General features: G+C 75.0%; 17 protein-coding genes. 8 read left to right on the forward strand and 9 right to left on the reverse strand.

Features of this window, described 5'->3' with window-relative positions; all coding sequences use genetic code 11:
• The first annotated feature begins 417 nt into the window (after positions 1-417).
• Both ACZ3J7_RS15220 and ACZ3J7_RS15225 read left to right on the forward strand, forming a co-directional pair.
• Entirely contained in the window at positions 418-7386 is a 6969-nt protein-coding gene (locus tag ACZ3J7_RS15220; protein WP_465620733.1) for an RHS repeat-associated core domain-containing protein, read from the forward strand.
• The gene (locus ACZ3J7_RS15225) at positions 7383-7664 is read left to right on the forward strand and encodes a hypothetical protein (RefSeq protein ID WP_465620735.1); all 282 of its coding nucleotides are present in this window, start codon (positions 7383-7385) and stop codon (positions 7662-7664) included. Before ACZ3J7_RS15220 ends, ACZ3J7_RS15225 begins: the two co-directional genes overlap by 4 nt.
• Before the next feature lie 77 nt (positions 7665-7741).
• On the opposite strand, the gene ACZ3J7_RS15230 is transcribed toward ACZ3J7_RS15225, so the two are convergent.
• Positions 7742-10294, reverse strand: coding sequence for a GAF domain-containing SpoIIE family protein phosphatase (locus ACZ3J7_RS15230; protein WP_465620737.1), 2553 nt, complete (start codon positions 10292-10294; stop codon positions 7742-7744).
• A 138-nt stretch (positions 10295-10432) separates the two neighbouring features.
• On the opposite strand from ACZ3J7_RS15230, the gene ACZ3J7_RS15235 reads away from it, so the two are divergent.
• Entirely contained in the window at positions 10433-11488 is a 1056-nt protein-coding gene (locus ACZ3J7_RS15235) for a polysaccharide deacetylase family protein (protein WP_465620741.1), read from the forward strand.
• Between the two features lie 33 nt (positions 11489-11521).
• On the opposite strand, the gene ACZ3J7_RS15240 is transcribed toward ACZ3J7_RS15235, so the two are convergent.
• On the reverse strand, positions 11522-12676 hold the full coding sequence (locus tag ACZ3J7_RS15240; protein WP_465620750.1) for a mechanosensitive ion channel family protein: 1155 nt from the start codon (positions 12674-12676) through the stop codon (positions 11522-11524).
• Positions 12677-12802: 126 nt separating this feature from the next.
• Between ACZ3J7_RS15240 and ACZ3J7_RS15245 the strand changes: the two genes are divergently transcribed.
• The 3 genes from ACZ3J7_RS15245 (at position 12803) to ACZ3J7_RS15255 (ending at position 14829) form a co-directional block, all read left to right on the forward strand.
• Complete coding sequence (locus ACZ3J7_RS15245) at positions 12803-13837, forward strand: YihY/virulence factor BrkB family protein (RefSeq protein ID WP_465620752.1); 1035 nt, start codon at positions 12803-12805, stop codon at positions 13835-13837.
• Positions 13838-14006: 169 nt separating this feature from the next.
• Positions 14007-14360 (forward strand): avidin-fold protein, encoded by a 354-nt coding sequence (locus ACZ3J7_RS15250; RefSeq protein ID WP_465620754.1) that lies wholly within the window; start codon positions 14007-14009, stop codon positions 14358-14360.
• 109 nt (positions 14361-14469) lie between these two features.
• Positions 14470-14829, forward strand: coding sequence for an immunity 51 family protein (locus ACZ3J7_RS15255; RefSeq protein ID WP_465620756.1), 360 nt, complete (start codon positions 14470-14472; stop codon positions 14827-14829).
• Between the two features lie 113 nt (positions 14830-14942).
• Here the strand turns inward: ACZ3J7_RS15255 and ACZ3J7_RS15260 are convergent, their stop codons facing one another.
• From ACZ3J7_RS15260 to ACZ3J7_RS15275, 4 genes are all read right to left on the reverse strand, one after another.
• Complete coding sequence (locus ACZ3J7_RS15260; RefSeq protein ID WP_465620758.1) at positions 14943-15698, reverse strand: transglycosylase family protein; 756 nt, start codon at positions 15696-15698, stop codon at positions 14943-14945.
• 514 nt (positions 15699-16212) lie between these two features.
• Positions 16213-16980, reverse strand: a complete 768-nt coding sequence (map, locus tag ACZ3J7_RS15265; protein ID WP_465620760.1) for a type I methionyl aminopeptidase — start codon at positions 16978-16980, stop codon at positions 16213-16215.
• A gap of 191 nt (positions 16981-17171) precedes the next feature.
• A complete protein-coding gene (locus ACZ3J7_RS15270; RefSeq protein ID WP_465620762.1) occupies positions 17172-17615 on the reverse strand; it encodes a CGNR zinc finger domain-containing protein in 444 nt (147 codons plus the stop codon).
• Positions 17602-18171 carry a TetR/AcrR family transcriptional regulator gene (locus tag ACZ3J7_RS15275; protein WP_465620764.1) on the reverse strand — a complete coding sequence of 190 codons (570 nt, stop codon included), beginning with the start codon at positions 18169-18171 and terminating at the stop codon, positions 17602-17604. The genes ACZ3J7_RS15270 and ACZ3J7_RS15275 overlap by 14 nt, the downstream gene beginning before the upstream one ends.
• A gap of 113 nt (positions 18172-18284) precedes the next feature.
• Between ACZ3J7_RS15275 and ACZ3J7_RS15280 the strand changes: the two genes are divergently transcribed.
• Both ACZ3J7_RS15280 and ACZ3J7_RS15285 read left to right on the forward strand, forming a co-directional pair.
• Complete coding sequence (locus ACZ3J7_RS15280; protein WP_465620766.1) at positions 18285-18749, forward strand: nuclear transport factor 2 family protein; 465 nt, start codon at positions 18285-18287, stop codon at positions 18747-18749.
• Positions 18750-18812: 63 nt separating this feature from the next.
• Positions 18813-19076, forward strand: a complete 264-nt coding sequence (locus ACZ3J7_RS15285; protein WP_465620768.1) for a helix-turn-helix domain-containing protein — start codon at positions 18813-18815, stop codon at positions 19074-19076.
• Positions 19077-19106: 30 nt separating this feature from the next.
• Here the strand turns inward: ACZ3J7_RS15285 and ACZ3J7_RS15290 are convergent, their stop codons facing one another.
• The 3 genes from ACZ3J7_RS15290 to ACZ3J7_RS15300 form a co-directional block, all read right to left on the reverse strand.
• A complete protein-coding gene (locus tag ACZ3J7_RS15290) occupies positions 19107-19763 on the reverse strand; it encodes a class I SAM-dependent methyltransferase (protein WP_465620770.1) in 657 nt (218 codons plus the stop codon).
• 205 nt (positions 19764-19968) lie between these two features.
• Positions 19969-20577 (reverse strand): LysE family transporter, encoded by a 609-nt coding sequence (locus tag ACZ3J7_RS15295; protein WP_465620771.1) that lies wholly within the window; start codon positions 20575-20577, stop codon positions 19969-19971.
• Positions 20578-20641: 64 nt separating this feature from the next.
• Entirely contained in the window at positions 20642-20941 is a 300-nt protein-coding gene (locus tag ACZ3J7_RS15300) for a hypothetical protein (protein ID WP_465620773.1), read from the reverse strand.
• Between the last annotated feature and the right edge of the window lie 143 nt (positions 20942-21084).

Below are 21084 nucleotides of genomic sequence, written 5' to 3' on the forward strand. Positions count from 1 at the left end.
CTTTCCAAAAATCCATCCTGGGAAGACCGTTCGCACGATGACTCCCCTCTGCGGCCGCTGCGATAGTCGGCGGCGAACCAGCGGGACCGCTGGTGACGGACTGCCAGAGCGCAGTGCATCGACGACAGAGGTGTGACTCACCGGATGCTCCCCCTCATCAACCGCCTCAGGCCCCAGGGACCTGACGGCGCACCACCGCCGAGCGGACCGAATCCTCCGGGGCGCCGGCTGCCGGCCCTCTTCGCCGCGGCCCTCGTCTCGTCCCTGATAGCCGCGCCCGTCCAGGCGGTCGCCGCCCCGGGCGGCCCCAAGGCGCCCGCGGCGCCGCAGGCGGTGTCCGTCCGGAACGGGACGACGCTCAAGCCGCGGCAGATCGGGACGAAGGACGAGACGCGGCGTCCCTTCGCACCCACGGCGGTGACCTGGCCGCACGAGGCGGAGGGACGCGCCGGCGTCCCGGCCGCCGCGGACGCGCGCTCCGAGGGGCCGCGGACCGCCGTCCCCGGCACGCCCGTGTGGGTCCAGGCGGGGAAGGCCGCCGACGGGGCCGCCCGGGCGGCGGCGGACGTGCACGTCCGGGTCCTCGGCCAGGACGGGTCCGCGGCCCTGGGCGTCTCCGGCGTGGTGCTCAGCGTCGACGGCGCCGCCCGGGGGACCCGGGTGGGCCTGGACTACTCCGCCTTCGCCCAGGTCTACGGCGGCAACTACGCCTCCCGCCTGCGCCTGGTCTCGCTGCCCGCCTGTGCCCTGACCACGCCCGACGTCGCGGCCTGCCGCGTGCAGACCCCCCTGGCCACCGAGGCCGACCCGGTCGGCAGGTCGGTCTCGGCGGTGCTTCCCGCCGGCCCCGACGTCCCGGACTCCGGGACGGTGCGGGCGGCCGCGACGCGCGACGCGCAGGTGGTTCCGGCGACCTGGTCCGGCGTCCCCACGACGGCCGTCCGGGCCTCGACGGCCCAGGCCGCGTCCGTGATCGCCGCCACCGACTCGACCGGGCAGGAGGGCAGCGCGGCCGGCAGCTACGGAGTGGACTCGCTGAGCCCCAACGGCACCTGGGCCGGCGGCGGTTCCAGCGGTTCCTTCACCTACGGCTACCCCGTGGCCGCACCGAACTCCTCCACCACGCTGGTCCCGAAGGTCTCCCTGGGCTACGACTCGGGCGCGGTCGACGGGCAGACCGCCTCGTCCCAGGCCCAGTCGTCCTGGGTCGGCGACGGCTGGGGGACGCCGGACTCCTTCGTCGAGCAGACCTTCACGCCGTGCGCCGACGATCCGGAGGGCACCGCCTCCCCCGTCTCGACGAACGACGAGTGCTACGCGGGGCAGGTCCTCACCCTGTCGCTGAACGGCTCCTCCACCCCGCTCGTCTACGACGCCGCCAAGGGCACCTACACCCCGAGCGACGACAACGGCGAGAAGGTCACCCACGTGACCGGTTCCGGCAACGGCTCCGGCACCTACAACACTGACTACTGGACCGTCACCGACCGCACCGGCACGGTGTACCAGTTCGGGCGCAACCAGCTGCCGGGCTGGTCGGCGGGCAAGGGCGCGACCAACTCGGTGGACAGCGTCCCCGTGTACTCGGCGCACCCGGGCGACCCCTGCTACAAGGCGGCCGGGTTCACGTCCTCCGTGTGCACCACGGCCTACAAGTGGCACCTGGACTACGTGAAGGACGTCCGCGGCCAGGCCATGGCGTACTACTACGACCAGGACACCAACCACTACGGCCAGGACCTGGGGGCCACCAACGCCCCGTACGTCCGCGACTCCCACCTGGCCCGGATCGACTACGGCTTCCTCGACGGCGGCGCCTACGGCACCGTCCCCGACCGGATCGTCTTCACCGCCGCGCCCCGCTGCGTCGCGGCGACCTGCCACCCGCTGTCCGCCGCGACGGCGGCCGCCGAGTACCCGGACGTCCCGTTCGACCTGGTCTGCGCGGCCGGGGCCACCTGCACCTCCTACGGGCCGGGGTTCTTCTCGACGGTCCGCCTCTCCGCCATCACCACCCAGCAGTACTCGGCGGGCACGTCCTCCTACCTGCCGGTCGACACCTACGACCTGGTCCAGAGCGAGCCCGCCACCGGTGACGGCACCTCGCCGACCCTGTGGCTCTCCTCGGTCACCCGCACCGGCAGCGACGCGGGCGGCGGCGGCCCCGGCGGCCCGGTCACCATGCCCGCGGTGACCTTCACCGGCCAGTCCCTGCAGAACCGGGTCGACACCGCCAACTACCCCGGCCTGTACCGCTACCGCCTCTCCTCGGTCACCACCGAGCTCGGCGAGGTCATCGGCGTCACCTACGGCCTGCCCGCCCCCTGCACCCCGGCCTCGGTCGCGAACCGGGACCCGGCCACCAACACCGGCTCCTGCTTCCCGGTGTACTGGACCCCGAAGTTCTACAGCGCCCCGGTCCGGGACTGGTTCGAGAAGTACGCCGTGACCCAGGTCCTGGAGAGCGACCGGACCGGCGGCGCCCCGGCGAAGGAGACCGACTACGCCTACGGCGGCGGCGCGGCCTGGCACTACGACGACAACGAGGTCGTCAAGGCCAAGTACCGGACCTGGGGCCAGTTCCGCGGCTACGCGCAGGTGACCACCACGTCCGGCAACGGCGTCAACGACCCCCGGACCAGGAGCACCACCGGCTACTACCGCGGCATGGACGGCGACTACCTCACGCCCTCCACGAAGCGGTCGGTGAACGTCACCGACTCCCAGGGCGGCGTCCACCCGGACAGCGCGCAACTGAACGGCGACGTCCTCGAGTCCACCGCCTACCTCGGTGACGGTGGCGCGGTCGACCACACCACCGTCACCTCCTACTGGGTCTCCGCCCCCGCCGCCACGCGCACCCGCGGCGGCCTACCGGACCTGACCGCCACCACCACCCGGATCGCGGAGAGCTTCACCGCCCAGGCCCTCACCGACGGCGGCACCACCCGCTGGCGCCGGACCGAGAGCGACAGCAGTTACAACACCGACCGTGCCGACGTGAACTTCGGCCTGCTGAAAGCCAGTTACACCCACACCGTGCCGGTCGACACCGCTTACGACCAGTGCGCCACCTCCACGTACGCGCCGGCCAACACCGCGCTCAACCTGGTCGGCCTGCTCGCCTCCGCCGAGACCGACTCGGTGGCCTGCTCCGGTTTCACCGAGGGTTCCGTCGCGTCCGTCCCGTCCGGGTTCAACACCCTCGGCGCGCCGGCCGCGGTGAACCGGCCGGCGCAGGTGGAGACCGCGACCCGCACGTTCTACGACGACCCGGCCTTCGCCACCGGCTTCCCGCAGTCCGCCGCGCCCACCCGCGGCGACGTGACCATGGTCCGCAAGGCCAGTGACCACACCGGGGGCGCCTTCACCTGGCAGACCGTCAAGCGCGGCACCTACGACGCGTACGGGCGCCCCGCGAAGAGCTACGACGGCAACGGCAACCTGACGTCGACGGCCTACACCGTCGACGCGGTCGGCCTGACCACGGGCGCCACCGTCACCAACGCCAAGTCCCAGTCCAGCCGGCTGACCTACGCCACCGGCCGCGGCCTGACCCTGAACAGCACCGACGCCAACGGCGTGGTGACCACCGCGCGGTACGACGCCATCGGCCGGGTCACCGGCATCTGGCTCGACTCGCGGACCACCTCGGCGCCGGCCAACGACGTCTACACCTACACCGTCTCCGGCTCGGGCCCGTCGGGCACCTCCACCCAGAAGCTCAACGACTCCCTGGGCTACGTGACCTCGTACACGGTCTACGACTCCCTCGGCCGGGTGCGCCAGACCCAGGCGCCGACGCCGCAGGGCGGGCGGATGATCACCGAGTCGTTCTTCGACTCGCACGGCTGGGTCCGCAAGCGGAACGACGCGTACTGGGACAAGGACAACGCGCCCTCGCTCACCGTCGCCTCGTTCCAGGACTCCCAGATCCCCAGCCAGGACGTCTACACCCACGACGGCCTCGGCCGCACCGTGGTCGACGACTCCCTGCAGTACTCGGCCGTCAAGCAGACCACCACCACGGTCCGCACCGGCGACACCACCACCGTCCTCCCGCCGACCGGCGGGGTGGTCCGGAGCACCACCACCGACCCGCTCGGCCGCACCACCGGCCTGACCGAGTACGCCACCGCGCCGACCCTGACCACCCCGGCCGACCCCTTCACCGGGATCTGGTACACGACCGGGGGCACCGCCGCGAGCACCACCGCCTACGGCTACGACGGCCACGGCCGGCAGAACAGCACCAGCAACGCCGGTTCCACCTGGACCACCACCTACAACCTGCTCGGCCAGGTCACCGCGAAGCACGACCCGGACGCCGGCACCAGCACCGTGCTCTACGACGCGGCCGGCAACGTCGCCCAGACCACCGACGCCCGCGGCGCCACCGTCTCCTACGCCTACGACGCCCTGAACCGCGCCACGGCGCAGTACGCCGCCGCCGTCACGGCCCAGACCACCGCGAACGAGACCGCGTCCTGGGTCTACGACAACGACGACAACGCCGTCCCCGGCACCGGTGACCCCCACCCCGTGGGCCACGCCACCACCGCCACGGCGTACGACAACGGCAACGCGTACGTCACGCAGTCGCTCGGCTTCAACGTCTTCGGCGAGTCCCTGGGCGACACCGTCACCATCCCCTCGACGGCCCAGGGCAGCGTCCTCGGCCGCAGCTACACCTTCAAGCACTCCTACACCAGCACCACCGGCCTGCTCTCCAGCGACACCTACCCCCTGGGCGGCGGGCTGCCCGCCGAGACCGTCCACCACACCTACAGCACCGCCCTCGACCTGCCCGCCGGCCTCGGCTCCGTCGGCTACGGCTACGCCCAGGACGTCACCTACGACGCCTACGGCCGGGTCAACCAGGAGACCCTGGGCGGCGACAGCGGCCTCGCGTACGTCTCGGACAGCTACGACGTCCACACCGGTGCGCTCAAGGACCAACTGGTCTCCCGCGCCACCACCGGGGCCCCCGCCCCGGTCGACGAGCAGGCCTACGCCTACGACCCGGCCGGCAACCTGACCGAGCAGGACAGCACCCGGCTGGGGGCCGGCACCCCGTCCGAGAGCCAGTGCTACCGGTACGACACCCAGGACCGGCTGAGCAGCGCCTGGACAGCGGTCTGGGCCGGCACCGGCACCTGCGGGACCGCGCCGACCGGCGCGGCCCACGATCAGGTCGGCGACGCCCTCGGCACGGCCAGCGCCTACTGGACCAGCTGGACCTTCACCCCCAGCGGCCAGCGCGCCACCCAGACCCGGCACGACCTCACCGGCGGCGCCGACACCACCACCACCTCCACCTACGACGGCAACGGAGCCCACCAGCCCCACACCCTCACCGGTGACACCGGCACCGCCCCGACCGCGGGCGACACCTACGCCTACGACGCGGCGGGCAACATGACCGCCCGCACCACCCCGGCGAACGGCAGCCAGTCCCTCAGCTGGGACACCCTGGGCCGGCTCCGGGCCATCACCACCCCCACCGCCGGCGTCTCCTACCTCTACGACGCGGACGGCGGCCTGCTCCTCAAGGCGGGCCCGGGCAGGACCACGCTCTACCTGCCGGGCGAGCAGATCACCCTCGACACCGCCGGCAACACCACGAGCGGCGTCCGGTACATGTCCCTGCCGGGCGGCGGCACCGCCGTGCGCACCGGCACCGGCACCAACTACGGCTTCGAGCTCCCCGACCCCCACGGCACCGCGGGGCTCGCCCTCGACCACACCGGCCAGACCCCCACCTGGCGCCAGTTCACCCCCTACGGCGCCCCCCGCGGCACCACCAGCACCTGGCTCGACGACCGGGGCTTCCTGAACGCCCCCGCCGACACCACCACCGGCCTCACCTCGTTGGGAGCCCGCCAGTACGACCCGAACACCGCCGCCTTCATCAGCGTCGACCCGCTCTTCGCCGCGACGGACACCCAGCAGCTCAACGGGTACTCCTACGCGGGCAACAACCCCGTCGGCAGCAGTGACCCCAGCGGCCTGAGCCGCAACTGCTACCAGGACGACGGCAACCTCTGCGGCGGCGGCTCCCCCGCCCGCACCTCGGTCCCCTGCGACCACGTCCCCTCCGGCGCGAACGTCCCCTGCGACGGCCACCCGGGCTCCACGCCCACCGGCACCAGCGGTGCCTCGGTGCCCGTCTTCACGCCGATCACCCCCACGGTCGTCGTCAACGGCGACGACAAGCTGCTGGACAAGCTCTCCTCGGCACTGGCCGCGGAGGTGAAGAAGCACTACGCCTGGACGAAGAGCGACTGGGTGCCCACGCCGGAGCAGGAGGACAGCCTCTGGTACGACATGTGCAAGGACAACAAGGGGCTCTGCAGCCAGGGCGTCATCGACGCCGTCAAGCAGGCGCACTTCGAGAACTCCGACGGCGGACACACCGGACTGATGTTCTCCGCCTGCGAGTTCTCGGGCACGGGCTGCGGTGACGACTTCGGCGGAGCCTTGGTCGAGGCCAGTGGCACGATCGCGTTCGACGGTGCCGGGTGGACCAAGGCCCCCTTCAAGTTCGGCGTCGTCACCGGGGCCGACGAGCTCACGGTCTTCACCGGCTGCAACAGTTTCGCGGCCGGCACAAAGGTCCCCATGGCGGACGGGCACGCCGAGGACATCGACCGGATCGAGGTCGGCGACACCGTCGCGAACGACGCCCCGGGCGAGAACGGCGGCCGAGGGCCGGGCCACAAGGTGACGCAGGTCCACGTGACCCGGACCGACCGGGACTACACCGACGTCACCGTCTCCGACGGCACGACCACCGAGACCGTCGTCGGAACCGCCCACCACCTCTACTGGGACGTCACCTCCAACCGCTGGAGCGAGGCCGACCACCTGGTGGTCGGGCACGCGCTGCAGAGCCCCGGCGGCCGGACGGTCACGGTCGTGGGCCTGCGCTCGTACACGGCGTCGATGGTGACGTACAACCTCACGGTGGACGGCGTGCACACGTACTACGTGACGGCCGGCGGGATCCCGGTGCTCGTCCACAACGGAGGGTGCGGGAACGGCGACACCCCCGAGGGGAGCATGACGCTCTACCGCTTCGGGACCGGTCCGGAGACGACCGAGGAGCTGGGCAAGTCCGCGGCCGCCGCGGCGGGGACCGTCGACGCCGCGGCGGAGGACGGGGCGAACTTCCCGCACGGGATCTCGACCTCCAGCGTCATCCGCTCCAGGGTCAAGGCGACGGGTGAGTACCGGACCACCACCGTGCAGCAGTTGCTGGACGCGGGTTTCGCCGTCGTGAAGACCGGGAAGGGCCCGAGCCACTACACGGTGGTGCTCCCGCAGCCGGTGACCGAAGAGGTCACGGCCAGGCTGAACGGAGTCCTGGAGGAGCCTGTCGAATGACGTCGGACCGGAACACCGAGCTCGCGGCGGAGATCGCCGACACCTCGTCGGACCTCGCCGCGCGCGTCCGGGCCACCCGCCGGCTGGCCCTCGTCGCTCCGGAGGAGGCGCTGCAGGCGCTCCTGCGCGTGACGGCGGACGAGGACGAGACCCCGGAGGCCCTGGCGGCGATGGGTGTCGAACTGGCCGCGGTCGCCGACTCCCACCGCGACCCGACCGAGTTCGAGCTCCGCGACATGCTGGAGCCCGCCATGACCGCCTACTGCGCGGCCCCCTGACCAGGAGCCCGCCCCACGAACGGCCCACCGGCCCCACCGGTGGGCCGTTCCGGCGTTCCCGCCCCCACTCGGGCCACTCACTCCTGCCGCAGGCGCGCGACCAGCACCGCCACGTCGTCCGCCCGGTGGCCGTCGTGGCGGGCCTGGCCGAGGAGGAGGTCGGCGAGGGGTTCGAGGTCGGGGGCGGTGGCGTGGGCGAGGGCGGTGCGGAGGCGGTCGATGCCCTCGGTGATCGTCGCGGTGGCGGATTCGACCAGGCCGTCGGTGTAGAGGACGAGGGTGGCCCCCGGCGGCAGCCGGGTCTCGGTGGCGGGGAAGTCGAGGTCGGCGTCGATGCCGAGCAGCGGGCCGGTGTCCAGGTCGAGCACGGTGGTGCGGCCGTCGGCCTCGCGCAGCAGTGGCGGGGGGTGGCCGGCCCGGACGGCGCGCAGGGTGCGGGTGGCGGGGTGCAGGCGCAGCAGGCAGCAGGAGGCGAGCAGGCCGGCGTCGAGGTCGACGAGGAGCCGGTTGGTGCGCCGGGCGACGGTCTCGACGGGATCGTCCCCGCTGGCGAACGCCCTTACCGCGCTGCGTAGTTGGCCCATGAGGGCGGCGGCCTTGACGCTGTGGCCCTCGACGTCGCCGATGATCAGGACGACGCCGCCGTCGGGGGTGGGCAGCAGGTCGTACCAGTCGCCGCCGATGTCCATGCCGCGGGTGCCGGGCAGGTAGCGGGCGGTGGCGTCGAGGCCGGGGACGGCGGGCAGCCGGTGCGGGAGGAGGGCCTGTTGCAGGCCGCGGGCGACGGCGGACTCGGCGTCGTAGAGGCGGGCGCGTTCGAGGGCCTGGGCGATCAGGCCGCCGAGGGCGGTGAGGACGGAGCGGTCCTCGGCGGTGAAGGCCCGGGGGCGGTCGAAGCCGAGGATGAGGCTGCCGACGGGGTGGCCGGAGGCGATCAGCGGAAGGAACGCCCAGGCGCCCATCTCGTCGCGCGGGATGTCGGGGTAGGCGGCGGAGAGTTCGCGCGCGGTCTCGAAGAAGACCGGCGCACCGGTGGTGAAGACCTCGGTGCCGGGCAGCCGGGCGCGGATCGGGGTGCCTTCGAAGGGGGCGAGGAAGCCCTCGGGGTAGCCGGTCTCGGTGACCAGGTGCATGCGCCCGTCGGCGGCCAGGTAGAGGGCGAGTTCCTGGCCGCCGAAGCCGGGCAGGATCTGGTCGGTGACGGCGTCGGCGACCTCGCGGACGGTCACCGCCTCGGTGAGCGCGGAGGCGAGTTGCAGCAGGTGGTAGACGCCGCCGAGGGCCGCAGGGGTGGGTGGCGGGGCTTCGGGCAGGGTGGTGCCGGCGTCGGGGGCGGCGGGGACGATCCGGCCGGTGAGGCCGTGCGCGTCGGGGTAGAGCGAGACGGCCAGCCAGTGGCCGGGCGGGCGGCGGGCGAGGAACGCGGTGGGCTGCTGGGAGAGCATCGCGGAGCGGTAGCGGTCCTCGTAGGCGGGGTCGCCGAGCCAGGGCAGCGCGTCCCAGGGGCGGCGGCCGAGCAGGTCGGCGCGGGTGGCGTGGAGCAGCAGTTCGGCGCTGCGGTTGAGGTAGCCGATCCGGCCGTCGGGGTCGAGCGCGAAGACACCGTCGCGCAGGCGTTCCACGGCGGCGGTGGCGGCCGTGGCGGCGGCGGTGTCGAGGACGGCGACGACCGGCCGCCCGGGTCCAGTGCCGGGGTGCCCGTACAGGTCGAGCGGCCGGGTGCCGCCGTCGGGGTCGCGCAGGCGGACGCTCCGGGTGAAGGGCGGGCCGTGCCGGAGGGCGTCGCGCAGCGCGGCGGCGTCCTCGGGGACGAGCCGCTCCAGCAGGCCGCCGTCGTCCCCGTCCCCGCCGCCGTCTCCGTCCCCGCCACCGTCTCCGTCCCCGTCCCCGTCCCCGCTCGCGCCGAGGATCCCGCGCAGCCGTCCGTCGGCGGTGCCGCGGCCGGTGGCGGCGTCCCAGTCGAGGAAGCCGAGGCGGACGGCGTCGCCCCCGGGCGGCGGCAGCGGCACCACGACGGGCCGGCCCTCGCCGTCGACCCGGTCGCCGTACGGGAGCAGGCCGGCGGCGAGCCGGTTGCCGGCGGCGCGCAGCTGGCGGCGGGTGGTGGCGGGCGGGGTGCTGCCGTCGGCGGGCCAGAGGACGGCGATCACGCCGAAGGTGCGGCCGCCGGCGGTGACGGGGGTGGTGGCGGAGGCGTGCGCGTAGGGGAGGCCGACGGCGAGGCGGGGGTAGCGGCGCATGGTCCGGTCGGCGTCGGCGAGCACGATGGTCCGGCCGGCCCGGTAGGAGTCGGCGACCGGCAGGGGCGCGGCGACGGCGATCCGCCGGAACGGTTCGAGCAGGCTGAGCGGGATGCCGACGACGGCGGCGACGACCAGCGAGCGGCGGTCGGCGGAGTGCAGGTAGAGCACGCCCCCGTACGCGGCGGTGGCCCGGACGGCGCGCTGCAGGCCGTCGGCGAGCAGCGGCTCGACGGCGGCGTCCCGGCGCGGGGTGGCGTCCCGGCCCGGGGCGGCGGTGTCGCGGGCCGGGGCAGCGGTGTCGCGGGCCGGGCCGGCGCCGTCTCGGGGCGGGTTCGGGCCGGTTCGGGGTGGCGGGCCGGCGGGGTCCGCCGGGGGTCCCGGGCGCATGTTCTTCTCTGTACGCCGCCGGTCGGGGCGCGTCAACCGGGGGACGGGTGGGTCGAACGGGCGACGGGTGCGGGCCGTCCGGGTGGCGCGTGACGGCGCGTCGGTAGGACAAGTACGACAAGGGGATCATCGGCCGGTATGTCGACGCCTTTCCCCGCGCCCCCCGGCCCCCACCACCCCCGCCCCGACCGCCGGCACCGCCGGGGCCTGGCCGCCCTCACCGCGCTCGCCACCCTCGCCGTCGGCTGCTCCACACTGGGCGGCTCCCGGGACCACGACCCCGCCCGCGCCTCCGTCCCGGCCGCCCCGCCCGCCGCGGCCGCCCCCGCCGAAGCCCAGGCCGCCCCCGCCGCCCAAGCCGCTGCACAAGCCGCACAGGCCGCGCAGGCCGCACTCGCGGCGATGCCCGCCGCCCGCCCGCAGGCCGCCGCCGGGCAGGAGCTGAACGGCAGGGTTTCCGCCGCCGAGCGCGAGGCCCTCGCCCGGCAGGCGCTGGCCGCCGCGCAGCGCTGGGACCTGGCCGCGCTGCCGCTGCGTCCGCCCGCCCCGCCGGCCGTCAAGCCCGAGCTGGCCGACGGCCCCGGCGTCACGCGCGCGCCGGGGCTGCCGCCGGTGGTCCGCCGCGTCCCGACCGGCGACAAGGTGATCTTCCTGACCGTGGACGACGGCGCCGAGAAGGACCCCCGGTTCGCCGCGATGGCCGCCGAGCTGGGCGTCCCGATGACGGCGTTCCTCTCCGACTACCTGGCCCGCTCCGACTACGGCTACTTCCGCGCCCTGCAGGCGAACGGCGTCGGCATCGACAACCACACCCTCACCCACCCCGACCTGCGCCGCCTGGACCCGGACGCCCTGCGGCGCGAGATCTGCGGCCAGCAGGACCGCCTCCAGCAGGAGACCGGCACCCGCCCCCGGCTGTTCCGCCCCCCGTACGGCGAGTACACCGAGGCCGCCCTGCGCACCGCCGCCTCCTGCGGGATCACCGCCGTCCCGCTGTGGAACGAGGAGGCCTTCCCGGACCACCTGGAGTGGCGCTACGCCGACCAGAGGTTCCACCCCGGCGACATCGTCCTCACCCACTTCCGCGCCCCCGCCGCCGACTGGAAGGGCACCATGCCCGACATGCTGCGCCGCGTGGTCGACGCCGCCACCGCCCAGGGCTTCGCCGTCGCCCGGCTGGAGGACTACCTCTGAGGCGGCGGCGCGGCGGTCGCCGTCCGGGTTCCGCTACCCGTCGCCCTCCGCGCGCCGCTCCGCCTCCGTCCGCTGCCGCTGCTCCGGCCACCGCGTCCGCCCGGCCTCCCCCGCCCGCTCCGGGCGTTCCGGGCGTTCCGGGTGTTCCGGGTGTTCCGGGTACCCCGGGCGTTCCTCCGGGGCGGCCGAGACCGGGAGGCGGGGCAGGGCGTACGGGTGGTGCTCGCGCAGGAACGCGACCAGGTGCTCGCGGAGCTCGCAGCGCAGTTCGAAGGCGTCGGCGCCGTTGGCGGCGGTGGCCAGGGCGCGGACCACCAGGGTGGTGGGGGTGGTGTCGACGACCTGCAGGGCGCTGCCCTCGCCGTCCCAGTGCGGGTTCTTGGCCAGGTAGGCGTCGAACTCGGCGCGCAGCAGGTCGACGGGCGTGCGGTGGTCGAGGTGCAGCAGCGCGGTGCCGGTGATCCGCTCGGAGCGGCGCGACCAGTTCTCGAACGGGCGGCCGGCGAAGTAGGACATCGGCATCACGATCCGGCGCTGGTCCCAGGTGGCGATCACCACGGCGGTCAGGGTGATCTCCTCGACGGTGCCCCACTCGCCGCCGACCACCACCACGTCGCCGATCCGGGCCAGGTCGCCGAAGGCCATCTGGATGCCCGCGAACAGGTTCGACAGCGCGCTCTGCGCGGCGATGCCCGCGACCACGCCGACCAGCCCGGCCGAGGCCAGCAGGCTGGTGCCGACCACCCGCACCGCAGGGAAGGTCATCAGCATCGCGGCCAGCGCCAGCACCGCGATCGCCGCCTGCAGGATCCGCCCCAGCAGCCCGGCCTGGGTGCGGGCCCGACCGGCCCAGGCCGGGTCCCGGCGCCGCACCGCGAGCCGCACCGCCCCGTCCAGCACCAGTCCGGCGGCCCGCGCCGCCAGCCAGCCGCACGCCCCGATGGTGGCCAGCACCAGCAGGTGCCCGACCCCCTCCGGTGCCCGGACCCACGGCCAGGCGGCCAGCAGCAGTCCGCAGCCGGCCACCGCGAGGATCGGCTTCCGGCACCCGCGCAGCACCTGCGGCACCGTCCCGGCGCGGGCGGGCAGCCGGTGCGCGACCGGCTCGACCAGCCGGTCGACCCCGTACAGCACCAGCCCCACCGCCGCTCCGGTCGCCACCAGCCGCACCGCGCTCCACCACCACACCCGCCCTGCCTCCTCGTGCGCTCGACTCCGGATCCCCCGCCGCCTTTCCGCGCGGTCCGCGTTCACACCCGCCTGCGGGGCATACGCACGGTCGCCACCGGAGCGTCGAGGGAGGAGCCGCCCGCCATGAACCCCGTCGAACGCGTCCTGCGCGCCGCCGACCGCGCCCAGCAGCGCCACCGCCTGCCGGCCTTCGTCGTGGGGGTGGTGAAGAAGTACGGCGACGACCGGGGCGGGCTGCTGGCCGCGCTGATCACCTACTACGGCTTCGTGTCGCTGATCCCGCTGCTGCTCCTGCTCTCCACCGCGCTCGGTTTCGTCCTGCACGGGCACCCGGACGCGCAGCGCGCGGTGGTCGACTCGGCGCTCGCCGAGTTCCCGATCATCGGCGACCAGCTGCGCGGGAACGTGCACTCGGTGCAGGGCAGCGGTCTGGCGCTGGTGGTCGGCGTGGCGGGGCTGCTGTACGGGGCGCTCGGCATCGCGCAGGTGCTGCAGCACGCGATGGCGGAGGTGTGGAACATCCCCGGGGTGCGGCGTCCGGGCTACTGGCCCCGGCTGGGCCGGAGCCTGGCGCTGTTCGGGGTGCTGGGCACCGGGCTGCTGCTGAGCACGGCCTCGGCGGCGCTGGTGGGCGCCGCGCTGGGCGGTCCGGCGGCGCGGGTCGGCGGGCTGCTGCTGTCGGCCGTCCTCAACTCGCTGCTGTTCCTGGCCTGTCTGCGGATCCTCACCCCGAAGGAGGTGCCGGCCCGCGCCATGCTGCCCGGCAGCCTGCTCGCGGGACCGCTGTTCACCCTCCTGCAGGCCTTCGGCGCCGCTCTGGTGGCCCACCAACTACGGCACGCCACCGCCGTCTACGGCTTCTTCGCGACGGTGATCGGCCTGCTCTCCTGGATCTACCTGGCCGCCCAGGTCACCGTGTACGCCGCCGAGTCCAACACCGTCCTCGCCCGCCGCCTGTGGCCCCGCTCCCTGCTCCAGCCGCCGCTGACCGGCCCGGACGAGCGGGTCCTGGCGGACATCGCCCGCCAGGAGGAGCGCCGCCCCGAGCAGCGCGTCGACGTCGGCTTCGAGGACCCGCCAGCGGACGAGGACCGGACGGACGGCGACCGGACGGACGAGGACCCGCCGCCGGGCCGGGACCGCCGCGCCGGCTCGTGAGGTCCGGTCACCCTCCTTCGCCCGCACGGCACTTGCCCGCCGGTCTCGGTACGACCGTCACACGAACCGATCATCCCTGACTGTCCATGATGCGGATGCCCCGGTCGGCGGGCGGGCCGGCGTGGTCGACTGGACGCGCCCCCACTCCTCGCGCCCCAAGGAGCCCGTCATGCTGTTCGCGCTGCCCTCGTTGGACGGACTGGAGTTCGCCCCGGTCGCCCGCCCCGAGCAGGGCGAGGTCGACCCGGGCACCCGGTTCGCGTACCACGAGGACGACGGCCTGGTGTGGGCCGACTACCGGGGCGGCGAGGTGGTGCACGGCCACCTGGTCGGCACCCGCACCGGGGACACCGTCGAGTTCCGCTACGTCCAGCTGAACCGGGCCGGCGAGACCAACTCCGGCCGCTGCGTCAGCGTCCTGACCCGGCTCCCGGACGGCCGGCTGCGGCTGGACGAGACCTGGAACTGGGAGTCCCGCCCCGGCTCGGGCACCAGCGCGGTCGAGGAGGTCCTGCCGTACTGACCGGTCGCCCCGGCCCGGGGGGGGCGCCCGGAAGGACCCCGGCGCCCCCTGCCGGCCCCGGGCCCACCGGCGCGGGGTGCTGTCGGTGGCCGGCGCTAGCGTCCGTGCCATGACTGCTGATCGCGAGACCCATGCCCCGCTGGTGTTCCTGGAGTACGACCACCGGCCCGGTTCGTACGGACTGATGCTGACGGACGACCGGATGGTCGAGGTCGACGAGGTGTTCGAGGCGGCGGGGCAGCAGAACGGCGGCTACGGCTGGGAGGCGGTGGCGCGCTCCGCGGTCCGCTCCCGGGCGCCGCACCTGGAGGGCCGGTTCGGGTACGACCCGGAGGCCGGCATGTTCGTCGCCTACGGGGACGACGCGGCGGCGCTGCGCGAGCTCGGCGCGCTGCTCGCGGAGGCGTTCCGCGACCGGGCGGCGCTGCGCGGACTGCTCGACGCCGCCGACCCCGACTGGTTCGACTGACCGCCCGTCCGCCCGCCGCGCGCGCGGACGCCGACGGCCGCCCCTCCCGACATGAGGGGCGGCCGTCGGCGTCGTGCGTGCGGTCCGGTCCTACCGGAGCCTGATCGGGCTGATCAGACGGAGAGGACCTGGCCCGGGTAGATGACATCGGCGGAGGCGCCGATGGTCTGGGCGTTGGCGCTGAACAGCGCGTCCACGGTGGTGCCGTTGGCGGCCGCGATGGCGCCCAGGGTGTCACCGGCCTTGACGGTGTAGCTGCCGCCACCGGTGTGGGTGGTGGCGCTCTTCTTCCAGGACTGGCGGCCCTGGTCGGCGGAGGCGGAGTCACCGGTGTTGGTGGAGGCGGAGTCGGTCTGGGTGGTGGCCGGCTTCGTGGACTTGGTGCTGGTGTTGCTGCTCGCGGTGCTGCTGTTCGCGGTGGTGGAGCTGCTGGAGGTGTCGACCTTGGCGGCCGCGCCGCCCTGGGTCAGACCCGCCTGCACGGAGCACACCGGCCAGGCGCCCGGGCCCTGGGAAGCCAGGACCTTCTCGGCGATCTCGATCTGCTGCGCCTTGGTGGCCTGGTTGGCCTGCGGGGCGTAGGCGGTGCCGCCGAAGGCGGCCCAGGTGGAGGAGGTGAACTGCAGGCCACCGTAGAAGCCGTTGCCGGTGTTGATCGACCAGTTGCCGGTCGACTCGCACTGGGCGACCTTGTCCCAGGTGGACACGTCCGCGGCCGAGGCCGAGGTCGCCGTCACGAGGCCGGCCACCGGGAGAGCGGCCACCGCGGCGCCCACGACGATGGCGCCACGGACGCGGTTGCGCTTCCGGTTGCCCTGGTCGGCGGTGGTGGCGGTCTTGGTGGCGGCAGTCTCGTTACGGAAGATCATGCGATTCCTTTCGGATGCCCCGGGCAGGCAAGGCGGAACCAGGGGCCCGGAAGGGCCTTCGGTCTCTCGCGCTTGTGGATCGGACGGGGCGGTCGATGTCCGACCCGCTCTCCGTCGCGGTCACCCTGCCCGTCGGGCGGCTGGTCTGCCGCACCGGGGCGTTGGTTTCGGGTGATCCCGGGTAGTGCGCCCTGCACTGGTTACGAAGCTACGGGCGATCCGACGGAACTCCAAGCATTCCAAGGTTTACGCAGGTCAGCGCCTGGTTACCGCCGGTACAGCGGCTTCCGGCGGGCGGTCGGGCCGCGATTTTCCGGGCCCGGCCGCCGACCGGTGTGACCGGCCTCACCGGTTTTGACCCCCTCCGGCCGGGGAACCGCGCACCCTCCGTGGCCTCCCGCTGACGGCGCGCCGACTGTCCAGCGATCCGCCTATGGGACGGGCCACAGCGGCCACCCACCGTCCACCGCACCGTCACCCCGCGTGGCCGAACTCGCCCTCCGGGGGCGCGCGTTCAGGAGAGGGCGGTGAGCACCCGCGGCCCGTCCTCGGTGATCGCGACCGTGTGCTCGGAGTGGGCGCCGCGCGAGCCGTCCGCCGAGCGCAGCGTCCAGCCGTCCGCGTCGACCCGCAGCTTCGCCGAGCCGGCGCACCACCACGGCTCCAGCGCGAGGGTCAGGCCGGGGCGCAGTTCGAGGCCGCGCCCGGGGCGGCCGAGGTTCGCGACGTGCGGCTCCTCGTGCATGGTGCGGCCCAGGCCGTGCCCGCCGAAGTCGCCGTTGATCCGGTAGCCCGCGCCCTGGCCGACCCCGGCGATGGCGGCCGAGATGTCGCCGATCCGGTTGCCGGGGACGGCGGCGGCGATCGCCGCGTCCAGCGCGGTCCGGGTGGACTCGGCGAGCCGGACGTCCTGCTCGTCCGGGGTGCCGACGATGACGGTGACCGCCGAGTCGGCCACCCAGCCGTCGATCGACACCGCGAAGTCCAGGCTCAGCACGTCACCGTCCCGCAGGACGTAGGGGTGCGGCTGCCCGTGCAGCACCGCGTCGTTCACCGACAGGCAGATCACGTTCCGGAACGGGCCGCGGCCGAAGGACGGCGCGTAGTCCCAGTAGCAGGACTCGGCGCCCCGGTCGGCCACCAGCGTGCGGGCCCGCAGCTCCAGGTCCATCACGTCCCGCCCGACCTCGGCGAGCGCCGACAGCTCGGCCAGCGTCTGGGCGACGAACCGGCCGGTGACGGCCATCTTCTCGATCGCCTGCGGGGTCTTCAGCTCGATCACGGCACAACTCCCTGCCCGGGCGGCCGCCCGGCCGCCCGGTCGTGAGGACTGCCGGTATTTCAATACCGGCGGTGGACAGCGACACGCTAGCAGCATTCCGGTATTCAAATACCGCGACGGTGCCGGAGGACCGGCGACACCGACGAGCGCCGATGGCCACCGGTGCGACGGCGGCCGCGGGAGTGGGGGCCTCACGCCCCGGGCGACACGTCCCCGGCCTGGCGCCGGCGCTGGCGGTGCTTGCGCATGGACACCTGCGAGCCGCAGCCCGTACTGCAGTACAGCCCGCCCCCGTTGCGGGTGCGGTCGAGGAAGGCGAAGTGGCACGGCGGGTTCCGGCACGCCTTGATCCGCCCCCAGTCGCCGCCCTGCGCGAACGTCGTCACCGCGGCCAGCACCGTGCCGAACACCCGCGGCACCCCCGCCTGCGGCGAGGCCAGCTCCGCCAGCGCCTCCGGGCCGGTGGCGGCCGGGGCCTCGTCCGCCTCCCCGTGCAGCTTCGCGCCGAGCGGAGACGGGTACTCGGCCTGGTCGGCGACGTACGCCCGGGGCCGCTCCCCCGCGGCCCGGACGATCGCGGGGGTCCCGTCGCGGGCCGGCTTCCCCGGGCCCGGGGGCGGCTCAGCGGGCGGCATCGAGCAGCACCTCCACCGCAGCCCGGGCCTGGCGGGCCGGGGCGGGGTCGCCGCCGATCGCGGCGGTCACGATGGCGCCCTCGGCGAGCAGCCGCACCGGCGCCGGGTCGGCCAGGCCGGCCGCCCGGGCCCACCCGTCGAGCAGCGCGTGGAAGGCGTCCTTGTGCGCCCGGACCTCGGCGAGCACCGCCGGGGAGGCCGGGCCCAGCTCGCCGAAGGCGTTGATCCAGGCGCAGCCCCGGTAGCCGGGCTCCGCGAACCACTCCCCCAGCCAGTCGAACGCGGCCAGCAGCCGCGCCCGGGGCTCCGCCGCCCGCTCGGCGGCGGCGACCAGCCGGGCCCGCCAGCGCAGGTCGCGGCGGCGCAGCACGGCCACCACCAGGTCGTCCTTCGCCGGGTGCAGGCGGTAGATCCGCTTCAGCGGCAGGCCCGAGGCGGCCCGCACCTCGTCCATGCCGACGGCGCGGAACCCCTTCTCGTAGAACAGCGCCTCGGCGGCGTCGAGCAGGGCCTCGCCGTCCTGGCGGGTCTGCTGCTCGGTGAGCGGGGCGGGCATCGGCGGCTCCGGCGGGTCGGCCCTTGACGTGGAGAACGGTCGTTCCCTAGCGTAGGCCCCGCCGCGCTGGAGAACGAGCGTTCCCCAGATCCTTCCGCCCTCCGGAGGCCACCGTGTCCGAGGACCGCCCGCCCTACCCGCCCTTCACCCGCGCCACCGCCCTCGCCAAGGTCCAGGCCGCCGAGGACGCCTGGAACACCCGCGACCCCGAACGCGTCGCCCTCGCCTACACGCCCGACACGGTCTGGCGCAACCGCGACACCTTCCTCACCGGCCGCGCCGAGGTCACCGCCTTCCTCGCCGCCAAGTGGCGGCGCGAGCACGAGTACGCCCTGCGCAAGAACCTCTGGGCCTTCGAGGACGACCGGATCGCCGTCCGCTTCCAGTACGAGTGGCACGACGCGGACGGCCAGTGGTGGCGCAGCTACGGCAACGAGCTGTGGGAGTTCGACGCGCACGGCCTGATGCGGCGCCGCGAGGCCAGCATCGACGACGTCCGCATCACCGCCGCCGAGCGGCGCATCCACGGTCCCCGGCCGACGGCGGACCCCGGCGGTCCCGACCTGCCGCTGCGCTGAGCCGGGACCGCCCTCGCGGGCCGGGGCCCGGTGCGGCGGGAGGGGACCCGGTAGCGTGTCCGCATGGTGCGAGTCCCCCTGACCCCCGAGCAGATCGAGGCCGGCCGCCGCCTGGGCACGCTGTTCCGCGAGACCCGGGCCGGCCGCGACCCCGCCACCGTCGCGCAGAGCGCCGGCATCTCCCCCGAGACGCTCCGCAAGATCGAGATGGGCCGGCTGCCCAGCCCCGGCTTCGGCACCGTCGTCGGCCTGTGCGCCGCGCTCGACCTGCCGCTGGACACCGCGGCCCGGGTCTGGCTCGGCAGCGAGAGTTCGGCCCTGCTGTAGCGCGCCCGGCAGGGGCCCGGCCGAGTTCGCCTAGCGGTGGGCCAGGATCGCGTAGCGCTCGTCGTGCACCGGGCCGCCCCAGAGGGCCGGGTCGGAGGCGAGCGGGTGGACGCGGAGGTCGCGGGTGAGGGGGCGGAGGGCGGCGGCGAGGGTCTCGGCGGGGACGCCGCCGGCCCAGGGGAGGCCCTCGGCGCCGGGGGCGTACGGCTCGACCGGGGCGTCGGCTTCGCGCCAGCGGCCCTCGACGAGCAGCAGCCGGCCGCCGGGGCGCGGGCGGGCGGTCCATTCGCGGAGGGCGGCGGGCGGGTCCGGCAGCGTCCAGACCAGGTGGCGGCAGAGCACCGCGTCGTAGCGTTCGCTACCGGTCGGGGGCCGGCTCGCGTCGCCGACCAGGAAGCGCCCGCCCAGCCCGGCGGCGGCGAACTTCTCCCGGGCGCGCTCGACCATCGCGGGGGCGAGGTCGACGCCGGTGACCCGGTGCCCGGCCTCCGCGAGGAGCCGCGCGAGCGAGCCCGTGCCGCAGCCGACGTCGAGCACGTCGAGCCCCTCGCCGGGCAGCCATCCGGCGAGGCGGCGGCGCCAGGCCTCCCGGACGGCGGGGTCGCGCAGGCCGTGGTCGGGTTCCTGGTCGAAGGCGGGGGCGGCGTCGTTCCAGTAGGCGGCGATGGGGGTGAGCGGCTGGTCCATCCGCACACGGTGCCATCCGACACCGACACCGACACCGACACCGGCGCCGACACCGAGCCCGGCGCCGAGACCGAGCCCGAGATCGCCGCCGGCACCGCCACCACCACCGCGCCCGGCGACTCGTCGCGGATCGGCAGGGCGCACCCGACGGTCACGGCGGCCCCTCCGCACGGCGCACGGCGCGGGGGGCGGGTGCGCCCGGGGCTCAGCCAAAGGCGAGGCGCAGCGCGAAGAGGGCGACCAGGCCGTAGCCGGCCGCGTAGGTGAGGCGGCGGGGGCCGGGGCCGAGGCGGGCGCCGGCCAGGGCGCCGGTGGCGGCGAGCAGGTGCTGCCAGGCGAGGGAGGCCAGGAAGACGCCCGCCGCGAAGGGGGTGGCGTCGCCGTGGGAGGTGGCTCCCCGGGCGGCGACCAGGGCGGTGAAGTAGAGGGCGGTGGTCGGGTTGACGGCCGTGAGCAGGGCGAAGCGGGCGAAGGAGCGCAGCGCTCCGCCCGTCCGGGCGGGCTCCGGTCCTCCGGTGAGGGCGGGGGCGGGGCGGCGCAGGCCGAGCAGGCCGTGGACGGCGATCGCGCCGAGCAGCAGCGCGGAGGCGGCGCGCACCGTGCCCTCGTGTCCGGCGAGCAGGGCGGCGACCCGCGGGCCGGCCAGCACGGCGAGGGCCGCGTACGCCCCGTCGACGGCGGCCACGGCGGTGGCGGCGCCCGCGGCGGGGGCCCAGCCCCGGCGGCCCTCCTGGAGCAGCAGCACGCCGATCGCGCCGAGCGGCACCGCCACTCCGAGTCCCGCCAGCGCGCCCGCGACCACCGTCTCCGTCATTCCGCCACGATGCCGGGCGGGCCGGGTCCGGCGCACCGGGTTTTCCCGCCCGGGCGGGGCCGGTTCAGCGGCGTCCGGTGCCGCCGCGCCGGCGGTGGGCGGCGCGGACGGCGTGCACCGAGCGGTAGGAGAGGACGGCGAGGGTCGACTCGGCGGAGAGCACGGCGGCCGTGCTGCGCCAGGAGCCGATCGACAGGACGGACAGCGCGGAGCCGATCGAGCCGACCGAGAACGCGGATCCGACCGAGCCCACCGACAGGAACGAGCCGACCGAGCCGACGGACAGGAACGAGCCCGTCGAGCCGAGCGAGAACCCGCGGGCCGCCGCCGCCCGCAGCCAGGGTCGGGGTGACCGAGTGCCCATCCGTCCGCCTCCTTCTCCGGTGTGCCGGTGCGCCGGTGCTCCGGCATCCCGATGCTCCGGTGTTCTACCCGCTCCGGCCTCCCGGCGCGCCGGGAACGGCCGGTCTCCCGCCGCACCCGCCCTGACCGGCCACGGTCAGGTTC

The organism is Kitasatospora sp. NPDC015121 (assembly GCF_055562955.1).